The sequence below is a fragment of the Acetobacterium carbinolicum genome, from assembly GCF_047456275.1.
Taxonomy (GTDB): domain Bacteria; phylum Bacillota; class Clostridia; order Eubacteriales; family Eubacteriaceae; genus Acetobacterium; species Acetobacterium carbinolicum.
This window is the reverse complement of record NZ_CP173357.1, coordinates 1,456,263-1,472,110: the sequence shown is the minus strand read 5'-3', so window position 1 is coordinate 1,472,110 and position 15,848 is coordinate 1,456,263. Positions and strand designations below refer to the sequence as shown.

The following is a 15,848-nucleotide window of genomic DNA, read 5'->3' as shown; positions in this document are numbered from 1 at the left end:
TAATCACCTCCCTTTATCAATTGTTACTCACGGATATTTCATTACCCAACTCTACACTCAAATTGATACCTACTTATCATAAAGAATATTTTTGCGCAGTGTCTCTGCTTCTGGCGCGCTGACTAAAACGCTCACCAGTTCCAGGGCAAAATCGACGGCTTTGCCCGGGCCCCGGGAGGTGATCAGGTTGCCATCCCGGACAACCGCGTCCGTTTGGTAGATTGCCTGGGGCAGATCCGCTTCAAAGCCGGGGTATGAGGTCACTTTTTTGCCCGCGATGATCCCGGCTTTGGCTAACACGATGGGTCCGGCACAAATGGCGGCCACTAATTTTCCGGCGCCATTCATGTCGCTGACGATTTTGATAACCCGGGCATCGTCCCGCAGATTGGCGGCCCCGGGCATGCCGCCGGGAATAATGACCGCAGCGTAGCCATCAAGGTTGGCCAGCTCATCGATATGTTTGTCTGCTTTGACTTCGATCTGATGGCTGCCGGCAACCATCAGGCTGTCGCCGACGCTGACCATCTCCACCGTAATCGGCTTGACGCGTCTTAAATAATCGACCACTGTTAAGGCTTCTACTTCCTCAAATCCCGGTGCTAAAAAAACAATTGTTTTCATCTTTTTCTCCTTATTACAAAACGATTCAGTTTACCATGCGATTCACTGCTTATTTCTGTCTTTATTTTACCAGAAATCAGGCCCCAGTTGGAGAGAATTATCAAGCGGCTGGCTAAAATAAAAGACACACTGACAATGGCTTAATGCGTCATTGCCAGCGTGTCTTCTTAGTGTTGTCCGCGTCGTTGTGCAACCCGGTCACAGCGGTTTAACCATTTTTATTTCAACCATCCCATCGATCGTTGCACGGCCTGATCCCAGAAGCCACACAATTCCTGACGTTTTTCGGCACTGATTTGCGGTTCAAAGCGTCTTTCAATTTTCCAGAACTCCGCAATTTCGGCAAAGCTGTCCCAATAGCCCACGGCCAGACCGGCCGCATAAACCGCCCCCAGAGTGGTGGTTTCGGTAATCACCGGGCGCTCGACGGGAATGCCTAGAATATCGGCCTGGAACTGCAGCATGAAATCACTTTTGGCGCCACCGCCGTCTGCCCGCAGTTTGGTCAATTTAAAACCCGATTTCTTTTCCATCACATTAAAGGCATCTTTCACCTGAAAAGCCATCGATTCCAGGGCCGCCCGGGCAATGTGATGCTTGGTCGTCCCCCGGGAAATCCCGATAATGGTGCCGCGGGCGTAGGAATCAAAATAGGGCGCTCCCAAGCCCACAAAAGCCGGCACAAAATAGACCCCGAGACTGTCTTCCACCTGCAACGCCAGTTCCTCGGCCTCTTTGGCATCGTTGATAATTCCCAGACCATCCCGCAACCATTGGATGACGGCGCCTGACACATCAGCCATGCCTTCCAGCCCATAATCGGTTCGTCCTTTGGCACTCCATAGCACTGGTGAAAACAGACCATCCGAAGGTGGCACATACTTGTCGCCGGTATTCATCACCATAAACGATCCCGTTCCGTAGGTATTTTTAGCCATCCCCTTGTCCAGACAGCCCTGGCCAAATGCGGCGGCCTGCTGATCGCCTAAAATACCGGCCACCGGAATTTCAGCTCCAAAGAACGCGGCCGGATCGGTCATGCCATACACCTCGCTGGAGGTTCGCAGCTCCGGCAGGATTTCCCGGGGGATCTGTAATTCATTGAGAATCCATTCATCATATGCCAAAGTTCTGGCGTTTTGCAGCAGCGTAACCGAGGCGTTGGAGTAATCAGTCACATGGGCCCGGCCCCCGGTCAGCTTCCAAACCAGCCAGGTATCAATGGTACCATAAAGTAATTCACCGTTATCGACGCCGGCCTTCACCTTGGGGTCATTGTCCAACAGCCAGCGAATTTTTGTGGCCGCATCATTGGGGACAATGATCATCCCGGTGCGATCAACAATTCCGGCTCCGTCTTTGGCTTCCAGGGCTTCACAGATGTCCAGACTGCGACGGTCCTGCCAGACAATCGCCCGACACACCGGTTGGCTGGTAGTTTTATCCCAAAAAACCGTGGTTTCCCGTTGATTGGTAATGCCAATGGCTTCAATCGCTTCCGGTTTGAGGTTACCGTTTTTTAGCGCCTCCGCCACCATTTTTAGGGTCACTTCCCAAATTTCATTGGCATCATGCTCAACCCATCCAGATTGGGGAAAATGCTGGGTAAATTCCGAGTAAGCCTGGGAAATAATGTTCACAGCCTTATCAAAAATCATGACCTTGACGCCGGTGGTGCCTTCATCAATTCCTAAAATATACTTCATCGCGCTTCTCCTTTATTTTTTATAAACGATTTTGCCTTGATAAATGGTCATCACGACCCCAATATCCTTGATGGTTTCCGGTGCGACCGTCAGCGGGTTTTGCTCCAGAACCGTGATATCGCCAGCTTTACCGGGGCTTAAGCTGCCGCGGATGTGTTCTTCTTTGGCGGTGAAAGCTCCATCGATGGTAAACAGCCGCAGGGCCTCGCCGGGAGTAATGGCGTTCTGCGAATAGGGCGGATTGACCGCCGCATGAATCCCCAGGACCGGATTAATGGGTGTCACATTGGAATCCGATCCGCCATTGACGATAATCCCGGCATCGATAAACTCACGAATCGGATAAGCCCGGTGATTTCGTTCCGCTCCAACCCGTTCTTCATAAACACTGTCGGGACCGCCCCGTAAATAGGTAAATGCCGGTTGGGTCGAAATCACCGCGCCCAGCGCCGCCGCCCGTTTGATATCGCGGTCATCCGGGAAACCAAAATGTTCAATCCGAAAGCGATGGTCATCAACCGGATATTTATTCAGGGCCCGTTCCAGACCGTTTAACACCTGGGTGATGGCCCGTTGGCCAATGGCATGAAAACCGGTTTGCATTCCCGCTCGATGGGCGGTTTCGATGTAATGAGTGATCCACTCATCGGCATAGTAAAGTTCACCGAGCGCTTCGGGATCATCCGCATAGGGTTCCTTAAAAGCGGCGGTGCGAGAACCAATGGAGCCATCCAGGAGGATATCGGTGCCAATAATTTTTTGACCCTTGGCCACCACCTCCGGCACCGCAGTACTGCACCAGTGGAGCACCACATGGAGCGGCAAACTGTCGATGATTTCTAAAAATACCGGGATGTCGGAATCCGAAGACAGATCGCCGCCTTCCATCGCATGAATGGTGGTGACCCCCATTGCCACCGCCATTCTAGCGGTATGACGAATGGCCGCTTCCCGCTGATCCCGGGTCAGCTTGTCAAAAAAGTATTTGCGGGCATGACTGTTGGCATGACTGTGAAGCCGGCCATTTCGCTTTCCCGCCTGATCCCGGCCGAGACCTTCTTCATTTTCTAAAAATCCCATCAATTCCATGGCAATGGTATTGACCTGGGTATAATGCAGGCCCCGGTCAACCAGATAAACGGGCCGGTCTCTAAAAACCTGATCCAATTCGCTGGCAGTGGGCGGTCTTTTCTCTAATAACCGGGATTCATCCAAGCCATAGCCAAAGATCCATTCCTGTTCATTGGCACTCTTGTCGGCTGCCAGCTTTTCCAGCACCGCGGCAATTGATTGGCAATCATACAGGTTGATGCCGATCGCCGCCAGGCCCGTGCTCATCATATGCACGTGACAGTCATGAAGACCGGGTAAAAAGGTTTGACCGTTGAGATCGATAATCGCGGCCTGTTCGAACTCGGCCAGTTTTTTTATCGCCTCGCTGTTGCCGATTTTTTCAATGAACCCATTTTTAAGATAAATTCCCTGGCAAACCGGATGATCTTCATCCATGGTGATGCCAATTCCGTTAATGAGGGCAAGTTTTTCTTCCATTGCTGCCTCCTTCCTCATTCTGATCAATACTGATAAAAGTTCAGGCGGCTTGCGCCGCCTGAACTTTCGCTTATGCCAAGATCTTTTTAACTTCAGCGGCGACGGCTTTACCCAACGCGGTGTGACTGTCCGCATCTAAATGAAGTCCATCAATGGTACTGGCTTTGGCCACGGTTGCAGCATCAAAGAAAGGCACGCCCCGACTTGCGGCGACGCCCCGGTAGAATTCGGCCATCTGGACCGATTTTTCGCGGTTGCCGGCAAACATAAATTTAAATATGCCATCTTCTATCGGTCCCAGCGGCGGTGGTGCAATAAACAGTACCTTTGGTCCAGCCGGGCCAAACGCCCCGACCTGGGCCAGCGTTTTATCGAGAATCAGACTGGCGCCATTGGCAATATCCTGAGCGGTCACCGTATAACGACATTTTAAATCATTGGTACCAATCATGATAATTACCAAATCCAGCGGCGCATGGCTATCCAGCAGGGGAATAATGTGTTGTTTGCCGCAGCGGTATTCTTCAATGGGATCATCCCAAACCGTGGTCCGGCCATTCAAGCCTTCCGGGATAACCTTGTAGTCATCGCCTAATTCGGCCTGGAGCACCCCTGCCCAGCGGACCTCATCCGGCCAGCGTTTGATCGCTGCCACTAAATCATTGGATGGGTCCCATCCCCAGGTGTTTGAATCGCCAAAAATCATCACGTTTTTCATCAGTTTTCCTCCATATATATAATTTTTGATACCAATACTCGCTGTCAAGCCTGTTGATCCCAGAGTTCCAGATTGCTGGTGGCCACTGACGCGACCCCGATTTTTATCGCCCTGCTGATTTGTTCGCTGGTTGTCATTAATCCCCCTAAGATGATGGGCACCCCGGTTTCACCTTTTATCTCCCGGATAAGATGTTCCGGAATGGTGCCGGGCATCAGAATAACCACATCCGGTTGATGTTCTTTGATATTGATCAGGCCGGTTCGACACGCATCCGAATCGATGACGAAAAAACCGAAGGCCGCCATCATACCGGATTCTTTAATATATTTCACACAGAGCGATTTCATGGTGATGACACAGTCGACCCCACAGTTTGCCATATACTGAATACCCATTTTGTCCCGGGCTATTCCTTTAATCGAATCCTGATGGACCATCACCTTTTTTCCGGCCCGATGAATATGTCCCACCAGTTGCGGTAGGGTATTGATGTCCCCCAATTTGAGCATAATCCAATCCGCATCGGTTTTTTCGATGGCGTAAAGCAATTCTTTCCGTTGATGGACCGACGGAATAACCGCTTTGAATTTCAATTGTTGACAGCCATTGACTGCCACGCCGTTTTTTATTTGCATCCTATTCCATTCCCGTAACACCGCGGTGACCTTTTTGAACATAAAAAAGTCCGCATCATACCGAGGACGCAAGCCAGAAATTTCCGGCTCGGTGCACCCTCAGTATCATACGGACATCTCTTAAACTCTTGTCCCATGTTTATTCTATTGTCATAAATTCAGTTGTAATGGTTTTCTTTTTCTAATTCTATTCCTTTTTCACCAAGGTGTCAAGGGATAAAGAATCATTCACAAAAAATTGATACGCTTAATAATACTACTACGAACAGATTTCGTCATTGCTATGACCGCTGCGTCCATGTCTATGAGGGTATCGGCGCGCTGGCCGTAGCCACCGGTCAAGCCCTGACCATTAACCAGCATAACTATCAGGATTATCCGCTGGAACTTTCTTTTATTCACTAGGGGATCACCTTCTACCAGCTCAAATCAGCGGCGGCGGTGGCCGCTTTGGGCTGGGGGCGGATGCTTGATAAACGGGATACACGATAGTTTTAAGGCGCGGGTGGCGGCGCAAAAAATAAAGAAACGCCCACGGGAGTGCGCGTTTCTGGTTCTGAAAGTTATTTAATTAGTCTTCAAAGATTCTTCTACCATCATAAATTTGCATCATCGTTTTAACAATTTCTGTGAAAAACACTTCCTTGAGTTGTTCATAATCATTGTTAAGGTCCACACATTGAAGGGCATCATAATAGCGTTCTTTGCTTTCATATTTCAAATAAACTGGTGGCAAACCTTTGATTTTAAACAGCCAATTGAGGAATACTCTAGATATTCTCCCATTCCCATCATCAAAAGGATGAATAATCGTGAGTTTATGGTGGATTTTCACAGTTCTTTCGATATACATAGCCATCGAAATTTCATCTTTTTCTTTCATCAATTCTTGCACTTCATCATTAAGACTTGTTATTTCTTTAAATATATCTTTGTGATCACAGGTTTCAAATTTTGATTCCGTAACAAAATTATTATTTTCCCTGAATGAACCGGCCAACTCGTGATGTGGCGCATATCGATAAAGCATACTGTGTAATTTTAGTATTAAGTAAGTCGATATTTTATCAGTGGTATCAAAAATATAATCATATAGATCTGATTGCCCAGCGGTTTCAATAATATCCTGTAAATCTGATTTACAGAACTCACTTTCTTGTTTGTGCAATCTCAAATCAGTGATTATTTCAGCTACACATTCTTTATTGAGATGACTACCTTCAATCCTGCTTTCATTGTATATATAATCATTTTTAAAGATATTCCAAATTAAATTAAAATCGTGCTTATAAAAGTAAGTATATGAATTGATAATTTGTTCTCTCAAACATGGATCAAATGACAACAATCCCAACTCAGCAAGTTTATTTTGAGGTTTATACTTTCTAAATCTCTTTTTTAATTCGCTAGCATGCGTATTGCCTTCGATAAAATTGCAGCGATAGGCTAACGTAAACACACACGATTCAAAACTGACGCCGAAGTGTAGCGATAATTTCAAGGCATCATCAAACGTTACCTTTCCATCAATTAAATATTTTCGGGCCTCAGCCTCAAAATAACCTCTTGGCATTAACAGCTCCGAAGCGAACTGGTCGGCAAACTTTTCTATCTCATACTTTTGTCCGCCAATCGGACAAGCCTCATTCGAACGATCTTTTATATGATGACACAATTCGTGCGCGGCTGTAAAACGCTGTCTCGGAATCGGTCGATTATAATTGATACCAACAATGGGTATATCCTCTTGATTTAGCGGAGCAATATAAATCCCCTCAAGTTCTTTGAAGTCTCGAAATTGGTAAACAATACCATTCATAGACAATAACTTGAAGGGATCAATCGGAAATGTTATCTCATTTTCTTCCTGTAACCTGTCGATGATTCTTTTAGCTAATTGCTGGGGCGAATCTAAATATTCATCATATTTATTGTCTCTCAGCATCTAAATCATCGACTCCTTATACTTCCTTTTAAAATCAATCAGATTCATTATTTCTTTTTTGTCATTAACAGAAAGCGTTGAAAAAGCTCTGGCAAACATATTAACTTCAGCATCTTCAGGTTTTGTTTCATGAAGAATTTCATCCACCGTTACACCATAAATCCGAGCAAACATATCCAATTCATTCGCTAAAACATTGCGTTCTCCACATTCTATTGCAGTAATGGTAGTTCGAGAAACCCCAATCTGTTTTGCAACATAATCTTGAGAAAGACCTAACGCCTTTCTGTAACTTTTCAATCTCTCAAAAATAGTTTTCATCTTTACTCACTCCTCTTATGAATATTATACTGCCCTGCGCTAAAAAACACAATCTATTTCGTCAGGATTCCTGACATTATTAACATTAAGTAAATTCAAGTCTAATTAGTTTTTAATCATGAAACAATTAATATCTTGCTGAAAGTATTTCTATTTATTCCCATGAATTCTTAAATCAATTTTCGCGGGTAGCGGTGTCAAAAAATAAAGAAACGCCCGTGAGAGCGGGCGTTTCTGGGATAATAAAGAACGCTAACGATTATTCTTCCGTCACCAGTCCGAAATACTTTTCAAAGAATTTCATCAGCTTGTCGCCGACACTTTGCTTTTTGACGGCCCGGTTGCCACCACCAAAGCGTGACACCGGGGGCATGATTTTATCGATGTCGGTCCCGCTGGTCTTCAGCGCCCCATCACGGAAGGCGTTATTAATAAATTTTCTGGTTTCGTCCGGTTTGAGTTTTTCCGCACTGATCAGCTCCACCAGGTCGCGCTCTTTCTGCTCATCAACAAAGCGGCGCCACTCCTCGTCCACCTTGGTGGACGCATTAACGGTTTCAATAAAGTGTTCAATCAAAACCTTCTTACTGCGCAGTTCAATACTGGCGCCGATGGCTTTATCAATCGCCACCAGGATACTCTTGTCTTCACAGTTGGAGGCATGGTATTTGGCCACCAGCATCAAGATATAATCGATGTTGATTTCGACCTGGCGGATCAGTTCAATTTCAAAAACAATGTCGTCGTTGATCCGCTCCTTGTCGGCTTTTTCGCCCTCGCGGAAATCTTGATATAGATCAAGATAAAGGCTCTGATAGTCCTGATAGTCGCGGTTGGTCAGGATTTCCTGGCCGGGAAAGTTGTCAAAGGCGGTCAGAATATTCTTAAGCCGCAGGATTGCCCCAAACAGCCGGATAAAATCCTTCTGGTTCTGTTCGCCGATGATCGCCGTACCCAGCGGGAATTTTTGACCCAGCTCCGCGATCAGCTCGGTGTAGCCGGGGTGATGCTGGCCATCTTCGTCGAAGCCATAATAATAGCTATCAAAGTTTTTAAGCAACACGATACTGCCAGCATCCTTATCGCCAAACAGGGCGATGGCGGCATCAGTTTGTTCCTGCAAATCCCGGAAACAGACGATGTTGCCGTAGGTCTTAACCGCATTGAGGATCCGGTTGGTCCGCGAGAAGGCCTGAATCAGGCCGTGCTGCTTGAGGTTTTTATCGACCCATAGGGTGTTCAGGGTGGTGGCATCAAAGCCGGTCAAAAACATATTCACGACAATCAACAGATCGACCTCCCGGTTTTTCATCCGCAGCGACAGGTCTTTGTAGTAGTTTTGAAACTTCTCGGCCGAGGTATCATAGTTGGTATTAAAATCGGCGTTATAATCGGCGATGGCCGCTTCCAGAAAATCCCGGGAGGATTGGTCAAGGCCGGCGGTATCAAAATCCTCGTCGGGAAAGACATCCTCGGGATCGGCTTCGTTAGCGGAAAAGCTGAAAATGGTGGCGACATTAAGGGCCCGGCCCTGCTCGGCCAGCTGTTTTTTCAGCTCGAGATAATATTTTTTCGCCACCGGGATCGAACTGACCGCCAAAATCGAGTTAAAGCCGGCGACCCGCTGACCCTTAAGCGAATAGAAATGGTTGCGCTTGGTCTTCTGGTCAAAATGTGAAAGCAGATAAGTGACAACCGCGCGGATCCGGGCCGGATCGGCCAGGGCCGCTTCGGTATCGATGGCGGCCACCTCTTTATCCGCCAGCCCATCTTTCATCTTGACGGTGTTGATATAGTCAATCCGAAACGGCAGCACGTTGCCGTCATTGATGGCATTGACAATGGTATAGGTATGCAGCTTGTCGCCAAAGGCCTGGGGGGTGGTGCGCATGGCCGGGTTGCCGCCGCTGCCGGCATTGGCGGCAAAGATCGGCGTCCCGGTAAAGCCAAAGAGATGATAGTGTTTGAAGGCGGTGACGATTTTTTTATGCATATCACCAAACTGGGAGCGATGGCATTCATCAAAGATGATCACAAAATGTTTCTTGAAGGCCGCATGACCCTTGTTTTTGGAAACAAAGACATCAAGTTTCTGAATCGTCGTGATGATGATCTTTGAACAGCTGTCGGCCAGCTGTTGTTGCAGGATTTTGGTGGAGGTATTGCTGTCAGCGGCGCCCTTCTGGAAGCGTTCGTATTCCTTGATGGTCTGGTAGTCTAGGTCTTTCCGGTCGACCACAAACAGCACCTTGTCGATATACGGCAGCGCCGTGGCCAGCTGGGCCGTTTTAAAGGAGGTCAGGGTCTTGCCGCTGCCGGTGGTATGCCAGATGTAACCGCCGGCAGCCAGCGTGCCGGTTTGCTTATAGTTATTTGAAATCTCGATCCGCGAGAGGATCCGCTCGGTGGCGGCAATCTGGTAGGGCCGCATCACCAGCAGCAACGCTTCGGAGGTAAAGACACAGTATTTGGTCAGCACGTTTAAGAGCGAGTGTTTGGCCATAAAGGTCCGGGTGAAGTCGACCAGGTCGGCAATGGCGGTATTGTTACTGTCTGCCCAGTAGGAGGTGAACTCAAAACTGTTGCTGGTCTTCTTACTCTTTTTGCGTTCCCCGGCCGCGCTTTCCTTGACGTGGCTGGAGCGGGTAGTATTGGAATAATACTTGGTGTGGGTGCCATTGGAAATGATAAAAATCTGGACATATTCAAACAGCCCGCTGGCGGCCCAGAAGCTGTCCCGCTGGTAACGTTTAATCTGGTTAAAAGCCTCGCGGATGGCGACGCCCCGGCGCTTCAATTCAATATGGACCAGCGGCAGACCATTGACCAGAATGGTGACGTCATAACGGGTCTCGTGGCTGCCTCCTACTTCCTGATACTGGTTGATCACCTGCAGGCGGTTGTTGTGAATATTTTTCTTGTCGATCAGGATGATATTCTTGGTGGTGCCGTCGTCACGTTTTAGGTTCTGGACATGGTCGGTCTGGAGCTTGCGGGTTTTTTCGACAATCCCCTCATTGCTGCTGGCAATGCTTTCAGCAAAAAAGCGGTGCCACTCGGCGTCACTAAAAGCATAGTCATTAAGTGCTTCCAGCTGGCGACGCAGATTGGCCACCAGGGCGGCTTCATCGTGAATGCACAGGTACTCGTAGCCCTGGGCCTGAAGCAGGCGGATCAGTTCCCGCTCCAGCTCGGCTTCACTCTGATAGGCATCCGAGCGGCCATAATCAGCCTGGTATTCGGCGACGACGGTGGCTTCGTTGGAGGATACGACGACGTTATAAAGGCTCATGCGCCCACCTCCGTTTCGACGTCAGCCCGGACCGGAAAGGTTAACAGCTGGTCGCGGTAATATTCATATTGCTGGCGCCGGGCCTCGATTTCAGCCGGCAAGCCGCTGGTCAGGTCGTTGCAGAGGGTGTCGAAGCGGTCGAGGATGGCGACGATGCGGGCTTGGACTTCGAGGGGTGGAACGGGGATTGTAAGCTTGTGCAATTTGCTGCCTTTGATTCCTTTTACGGTACCACCGGTAGCGGTTGCTAAAAGTTTATCTTGGAATTCATTCCCAAGAAGTATATATTTCAAAAAAGTGCTATTAAGTGCATCGGTTTTTGGTCTATACTTAATTACTCGCTGTGCTAAAGCTATATCTTCGTTGTCAATTTGGGCGATATTGCCACAAGGCGCTTCTGTTGTAATCAATACATCACCTTGCTGAGGATAACCGCGTCGCATAACAATCTCATAATCTTCTGGCGCAATGTACTCTTTTGATTTTTCATAATCAATATAACCTTTTCTGATGTTTTTTGCCGTAACAAGAAAGACTCCGTTTTCCACCTTTTTTGGGGTTTTACCTCGGTAATCGACAATGTCACATAAATCAGCAAGTGCGTAATACTGAGCGTCCCTAAATGACAGCAATTCTTTGCTATAATACTCATATTGCTTTTTCCGTGCTGTAAGCTCCGCTGTAAGCTCCGCTGTAAGCTCCGCTGTAAGCTCCGTGAAATTGTCCAGGATCCGGACAATTTCACCCTGCACCGGCAGTGGCGGGAGGGGGATTTTAACAGAGTTAAGAACAGCTTGCGTCAGGCTTGGCACACCACCAGCTGTATTGAGTCTTTCAAGATGTTGGGCTTGCAAATAGTAAAAAACAAATTTAGGTTCAATTATATCAGTATTTATATCAGTATAAAAAATTGTATCTACTGTCCAGAACGGTACATCCACGTAATACAATTTATCAATTGAACCTTTACGTGGTATTAGTACCGAAGGTTTTTCAAAAGCAGCATGGTCGATGTAAGTCATAATACCGCCAGTACCATAAACCGGTATATTACCTTTATCAAACCCCTTATAATCTTTGCCATTTTTAATTGTCAGCACTTGTGAAAGACTTTTTAACTCTACCCCATCCGGGCACAGCTCCGCAATCAATTCTTCCAGCTTACTCATTGCCATCCCCTCCTTTGTTTAGCAGTTTTTCGACTTGCCGATCAAAGTCGGATCGAATCTTTTGGTTTTTATCGGGAATCGCGCCATGTCGAGTGGGTATTTCCATTTTGGAAACAACCACTTTTTGACCCCGTTCACCTTCTGAAAAAATATTTTTGAGGTGTTTGCTAATCGCCGGAACTTGTACGGCAAAAAGTTCCGCCATTGCTTTCTGAGTGAGCCAGATAGTTTCGTCATTTATCACTGCATTAACGGATATCTCTTCATCAACGGCACGATAAATTAAAAATTCAAACTCGTTTGCCATCATCCCACCTCAATCTCGGCAATAATGCTGGCAATCTCGTCCCGCAGCACCTGCTCCCGGGCGACAATCGCTTCAATCTCAGCATTAAGAACGGTGATATCAATCACCTCCCGCAGATCCTGCTGCTCGACGTAGCTGGATACCGACAGGTTATAGTCCTGAGCCGAAATCTCGGCATTAGGCACCAGCCGCACAAAATGCTCAAGGTCCGCCCGGTTGGTATAGGCCGTGATAATTGTATCGATATTGGCTTGAGTCAGTTTGTTATTGTTGGTAACCTTGACGCATTCTTTGGCGGCATCAATAAACAGGGTGCTGTTTTCGCTTTTAGACTTTTTAAGCACCATGATGCAGGTAGCAATGCTGGTGCCAAAGAAAAGATTGCCCGGTAATTGGATGACGCAGTCAATATAGTTGTTGTCGATCAGGTATTTGCGGATCTTCTGTTCGGCGCCGCCCCGGTACATGACCCCCGGAAAGCAGACAATCGCCGCGGTACCGGAGGTCGCCAGCCAGGCCAGCGAATGCATAATAAAGGCCAGGTCAGCCTTGGACTTGGGCGCCAGCACCCCGGCCGGCGAAAAGCGGGGATCGTTGATCAGCAGCGGATTGGCATCGCCATCCCAGCGGATCGAGTAAGGCGGATTGGAGACAATCGCTTCAAAGGGTTCATCATCCCAGTGCATCGGGTCAGTCAGGGTGTCGCCATGACCAATATCAAACTTATCGTAGTCAATATCGTGGAGAAACATATTGATGCGGCAGAGATTATAGGTGGTGATATTGATTTCCTGACCATAGAAGCCCTGGCGAACGTTTTCTTTGCCGAGAATCTTGGCAAAATTTAAAAGCAGCGAGCCGGAGCCACAGGCCGGGTCATAGACCTTGTTGACTTCGGTTTTGCCGACCAGGGTGATCCGGGTCAACAGTTCGCTGACTTCCTGGGGGGTGTAGTATTCGCCGCCGCTTTTACCGGCGTTGGAGGCGTACATCCCCATCAGGTATTCGTAGGCATCGCCAAAGGCATCGATGGTGTTGTCCTGATAGCCGCCGAGGGTCATGTCGCCAATACCATCTAAGAGCTTGACAAGCATTTCGTTGCGTTTGGCGACGGTGCCGCCAAGCTTGTTGCTGTTGACGTCAATATCGTCAAACAGGCCTTTAAAATCATCTTCGCTGATACTGCCCTGGGCCGAGCTTTCAATATTGCGAAAGGCCTGCTCCAGCGTTTCATTGAGGTTCTCATCATCGGCGGCACGGCTTTGGACGTTTACAAACAGCTCGCTGGGGAGGATAAAGAAACCCCGGGTCAAAACCAGATCAGCCCGGGCTTCTTCGGCTTCGGCGTCCGATAATCGCGCATAATCAAACTCGCTGTTGCCGGCTTCATGCTCGCCGCGGTTAATGTAGTCGGTCAGATTTTCTGAGATATAGCGGTAAAACAGTATCCCCAGAACATACTGCTTAAAGTCCCAGCCGTCGACACTGCCGCGCAGATCATTGGCAATGTTCCAGATTGTGCGGTGCAGTTCAGCCCGTTGTTGTTCTTTTCGATTATCAGCCATGTATCTTCTCCATCTTTGCTTTTATTTGTTAGTCGTGGTCGCTCGTATTTCGCCCGATCAGTGCGTCGCTCTGACAGGCATACCTTTTAATTTTAACTCACCCTTTAAAAAATCGCAACCGGTCTTTATTAAAGTGAATTAAACCGCCAGCACGGCCAGCGTATAGCCATGATCAATAAACCCATTAAAAAAAACAGCCAATCCCAGCACTCCCGCTGGCATTGGCTGATCGTTTTTTGTGTGTAGCTGGTGTAACCTTAACTGTCCCCATAATGACTCTTGCAACCGATGATATAAATGGTATCATCCTAGATTTTGTAAATTAATCGATCGCTTTCAGAGATTCTTCTGCTCCAATACCCGGATAGTTCGTGCCGGAGGGCTTCTGGTTTCCCAATTCCCGTGTATCCATTGCGTTCAATATCGCGAATCAACTCATGGATTTTTTTAAGGATCTTTTTATCTTTATTGTGCCAGTATAAATACTCATCCCAGGCATGCTCTGAAAACAATTTATTCATCGTTCATGTCACACGCTTTTAATTCGATCGTTTTACCCTGTTCAATTTGATTTTTACTTTCGATCAGTCGATCATAATAGGCTTTATTACTGGTAATATAAGCATTTTCCATTAAATTGTTATATTCATCAAGACTAATCAGGACGACATTTTTTTCGCCTTTCCGGGTGACGATGATGGTTTCACAGTCATCGGTTACCTTGTCAAAATAAGATTTCATCTTGTTTCTCATGGTGGTATAATTGATGGCTAACATAATCTCTCCTCCTTAAGGACTTCTTTCTGTACTTAATATTGTATTTTATTTGGGGCACGAAGTCAAGGAAAGAACGACGGCGGTTCCCGCTAACATTGGCTAATCCACTATTTTTTTATCGCACCTGTTCTTCCCACAAATCAAAGCCATCATCACCTCATCATCATGATAACCGAGATTGATAAAACATTTAATTTTGGAGCAAGAGATACCGCGGCGGTTCTTTTATGCTATAGCAACCAACCATATTGCTTCTCAATTTTATAAATGATGCGCCAGGGCGAAAAAACAACTTCACGATAAGTTAACAGATCAAATGCTTTTAACTCTGGCACAAACCTGCCACTTTTGGGCATCTGTTCCAGTCGTGTTACTTTCTCTTCAATTTTTCCCAGAATCTGCATCGCCAGTAGCTATTGGGTGCCTGACACTACATCTTCTTCATCTCAAGATATTAACGGGTCCGATTATCTACCTGTTCTAAGCATCTAAATCTTTGATGGTAACGGTTTTGGCATCAAAATCGATCAGTCCATCCTGGCGCATTTTGCTGAGCTCCCGGCTCAGGGAGGATCGCTGTATCCCAAAACGCTGGGCCAGATCTTTTTTTGATGATGGCAGTCGGATTACCTGACTTTTCTGAATCCGAGACTCATAGTGTAAAAAATCAATGATACACTGGCGGATTGTTTTCATCGAGATGGCATTGATCTTGTCGGTGAGAATCAGGGTTTTATCGGAGATGGCTTTCATCAACCCGATCATAAAGGTACGGTTCATCTGACACAGTTCCAGAATCATTTCCTGATGAAGATGGAGGATCACCACCGGCGACTGGGCCAGCACCGTCATCGGATAGTTGTTGCGACTGGAGAAAATCAGATTGGCCCCCAACACATCACCGTCCTGAAAAATACTGATGGTCAACACGTTCCCCTCGCGGTCGAGATTCTGAACCGCCACCCGGCCGCTCAGAATCAGATCCATGGTTCGGCAGCATTCGTTCTGAAAATGGATCACCTGATCTTTTTCATACTCTCGTTTCTCATAGTAATGGGCTCTGAAAATCTGATTCAGGGCTTCGTCTGAAAAATCTGAAAAAAGGCTGTGGCTGGATAAAATTGTCATGAAATCCTGATGATTCATAAAATAACCTCCTGAGGTGTGACCGTGGTAACTTTTTATTCCGCTGATCTACAGTATACTATAGAAAATTCGAATTTTGAAGCTGAGAT

16 protein-coding genes are annotated in these 15,848 nt (G+C 47.2%); all 16 read right to left on the bottom strand.

Annotated features, from left to right (window positions below; translation table 11 throughout):
* Positions 1 to 69 precede the first annotated feature (69 nt).
* Positions 70 to 624 (bottom strand): DJ-1 family glyoxalase III, encoded by a 555-nt coding sequence (locus tag ACIZ62_RS06815; RefSeq protein WP_111887394.1) that lies wholly within the window; start codon positions 622 to 624, stop codon positions 70 to 72.
* Positions 625 to 842: 218 nt separating this feature from the next.
* Positions 843 to 2,330 (bottom strand): glycerol kinase GlpK, encoded by a 1,488-nt coding sequence (gene glpK, locus ACIZ62_RS06810; protein ID WP_111887395.1) that lies wholly within the window; start codon positions 2,328 to 2,330, stop codon positions 843 to 845.
* Positions 2,331 to 2,342: 12 nt separating this feature from the next.
* Complete coding sequence (locus ACIZ62_RS06805; protein ID WP_111887396.1) at positions 2,343 to 3,881, bottom strand: amidohydrolase; 1,539 nt, start codon at positions 3,879 to 3,881, stop codon at positions 2,343 to 2,345.
* Between the two features lie 70 nt (positions 3,882 to 3,951).
* Positions 3,952 to 4,599 carry an SGNH/GDSL hydrolase family protein gene (locus ACIZ62_RS06800; RefSeq protein WP_111887397.1) on the bottom strand — a complete coding sequence of 216 codons (648 nt, stop codon included), beginning with the start codon at positions 4,597 to 4,599 and terminating at the stop codon, positions 3,952 to 3,954.
* A 44-nt stretch (positions 4,600 to 4,643) separates the two neighbouring features.
* Positions 4,644 to 5,237 (bottom strand): glycerol-3-phosphate responsive antiterminator, encoded by a 594-nt coding sequence (locus tag ACIZ62_RS06795; protein WP_162624439.1) that lies wholly within the window; start codon positions 5,235 to 5,237, stop codon positions 4,644 to 4,646.
* A gap of 228 nt (positions 5,238 to 5,465) precedes the next feature.
* Positions 5,466 to 5,639: a hypothetical protein gene (locus ACIZ62_RS06790; RefSeq protein ID WP_162624440.1), complete on the bottom strand. Its 174-nt coding sequence runs from the start codon at positions 5,637 to 5,639 to the stop codon at positions 5,466 to 5,468.
* A 169-nt stretch (positions 5,640 to 5,808) separates the two neighbouring features.
* A complete protein-coding gene (locus ACIZ62_RS06785; RefSeq protein WP_111887399.1) occupies positions 5,809 to 7,182 on the bottom strand; it encodes an ImmA/IrrE family metallo-endopeptidase in 1,374 nt (457 codons plus the stop codon).
* Positions 7,183 to 7,503: a helix-turn-helix domain-containing protein gene (locus ACIZ62_RS06780; RefSeq protein WP_111887400.1), complete on the bottom strand. Its 321-nt coding sequence runs from the start codon at positions 7,501 to 7,503 to the stop codon at positions 7,183 to 7,185. It abuts the gene before it with no gap.
* Between the two features lie 259 nt (positions 7,504 to 7,762).
* Positions 7,763 to 10,795 (bottom strand): type I restriction endonuclease subunit R, encoded by a 3,033-nt coding sequence (locus ACIZ62_RS06775; RefSeq protein ID WP_111887401.1) that lies wholly within the window; start codon positions 10,793 to 10,795, stop codon positions 7,763 to 7,765.
* Complete coding sequence (locus ACIZ62_RS06770) at positions 10,792 to 11,964, bottom strand: restriction endonuclease subunit S (RefSeq protein ID WP_204355477.1); 1,173 nt, start codon at positions 11,962 to 11,964, stop codon at positions 10,792 to 10,794. Before ACIZ62_RS06770 ends, ACIZ62_RS06775 begins: the two co-directional genes overlap by 4 nt.
* Positions 11,957 to 12,271, bottom strand: a complete 315-nt coding sequence (locus tag ACIZ62_RS06765) for a hypothetical protein (protein ID WP_111887403.1) — start codon at positions 12,269 to 12,271, stop codon at positions 11,957 to 11,959. Before ACIZ62_RS06765 ends, ACIZ62_RS06770 begins: the two co-directional genes overlap by 8 nt.
* A complete protein-coding gene (locus ACIZ62_RS06760) occupies positions 12,271 to 13,836 on the bottom strand; it encodes a type I restriction-modification system subunit M (RefSeq protein ID WP_414151549.1) in 1,566 nt (521 codons plus the stop codon). The genes ACIZ62_RS06765 and ACIZ62_RS06760 overlap by 1 nt, the downstream gene beginning before the upstream one ends.
* Before the next feature lie 308 nt (positions 13,837 to 14,144).
* Positions 14,145 to 14,357 carry a Txe/YoeB family addiction module toxin gene (locus ACIZ62_RS06755; RefSeq protein WP_111887405.1) on the bottom strand — a complete coding sequence of 71 codons (213 nt, stop codon included), beginning with the start codon at positions 14,355 to 14,357 and terminating at the stop codon, positions 14,145 to 14,147.
* Entirely contained in the window at positions 14,350 to 14,613 is a 264-nt protein-coding gene (locus ACIZ62_RS06750; RefSeq protein ID WP_111887406.1) for a type II toxin-antitoxin system Phd/YefM family antitoxin, read from the bottom strand. Before ACIZ62_RS06750 ends, ACIZ62_RS06755 begins: the two co-directional genes overlap by 8 nt.
* A gap of 230 nt (positions 14,614 to 14,843) precedes the next feature.
* Complete coding sequence (locus ACIZ62_RS06745) at positions 14,844 to 15,017, bottom strand: type II toxin-antitoxin system RelE/ParE family toxin (protein ID WP_111887407.1); 174 nt, start codon at positions 15,015 to 15,017, stop codon at positions 14,844 to 14,846.
* Between the two features lie 76 nt (positions 15,018 to 15,093).
* On the bottom strand, positions 15,094 to 15,759 hold the full coding sequence (locus tag ACIZ62_RS06740) for a Crp/Fnr family transcriptional regulator (protein WP_111887408.1): 666 nt from the start codon (positions 15,757 to 15,759) through the stop codon (positions 15,094 to 15,096).
* Positions 15,760 to 15,848: the final 89 nt, after the last annotated feature.

Bases quoted from the DNA above. Each gene is read 5' to 3' on its own strand.
- ACIZ62_RS06815 (WP_111887394.1), bottom strand. From the start codon at position 624: ATGAAAACAATTGTTTTTTTAGCACCGGGATTTGAGGAAGTAGAAGCC.
- glpK (WP_111887395.1), bottom strand. From the start codon at position 2,330: ATGAAGTATATTTTAGGAATTGATGAAGGCACCACCGGCGTCAAGGTC.
- ACIZ62_RS06805 (WP_111887396.1), bottom strand. From the start codon at position 3,881: ATGGAAGAAAAACTTGCCCTCATTAACGGAATTGGCATCACCATGGAT.
- ACIZ62_RS06800 (WP_111887397.1), bottom strand. From the start codon at position 4,599: ATGAAAAACGTGATGATTTTTGGCGATTCAAACACCTGGGGATGGGAC.
- ACIZ62_RS06795 (WP_162624439.1), bottom strand. From the start codon at position 5,237: ATGCAAATAAAAAACGGCGTGGCAGTCAATGGCTGTCAACAATTGAAA.
- ACIZ62_RS06785 (WP_111887399.1), bottom strand. From the start codon at position 7,182: ATGCTGAGAGACAATAAATATGATGAATATTTAGATTCGCCCCAGCAA.
- ACIZ62_RS06780 (WP_111887400.1), bottom strand. From the start codon at position 7,503: ATGAAAACTATTTTTGAGAGATTGAAAAGTTACAGAAAGGCGTTAGGT.
- ACIZ62_RS06775 (WP_111887401.1), bottom strand. From the start codon at position 10,795: ATGAGCCTTTATAACGTCGTCGTATCCTCCAACGAAGCCACCGTCGTC.
- ACIZ62_RS06770 (WP_204355477.1), bottom strand. From the start codon at position 11,964: ATGAGTAAGCTGGAAGAATTGATTGCGGAGCTGTGCCCGGATGGGGTA.
- ACIZ62_RS06765 (WP_111887403.1), bottom strand. From the start codon at position 12,271: ATGGCAAACGAGTTTGAATTTTTAATTTATCGTGCCGTTGATGAAGAG.
- ACIZ62_RS06760 (WP_414151549.1), bottom strand. From the start codon at position 13,836: ATGGCTGATAATCGAAAAGAACAACAACGGGCTGAACTGCACCGCACA.
- ACIZ62_RS06755 (WP_111887405.1), bottom strand. From the start codon at position 14,357: ATGAATAAATTGTTTTCAGAGCATGCCTGGGATGAGTATTTATACTGG.
- ACIZ62_RS06750 (WP_111887406.1), bottom strand. From the start codon at position 14,613: ATGTTAGCCATCAATTATACCACCATGAGAAACAAGATGAAATCTTAT.
- ACIZ62_RS06745 (WP_111887407.1), bottom strand. From the start codon at position 15,017: ATGCAGATTCTGGGAAAAATTGAAGAGAAAGTAACACGACTGGAACAG.
- ACIZ62_RS06740 (WP_111887408.1), bottom strand. From the start codon at position 15,759: ATGAATCATCAGGATTTCATGACAATTTTATCCAGCCACAGCCTTTTT.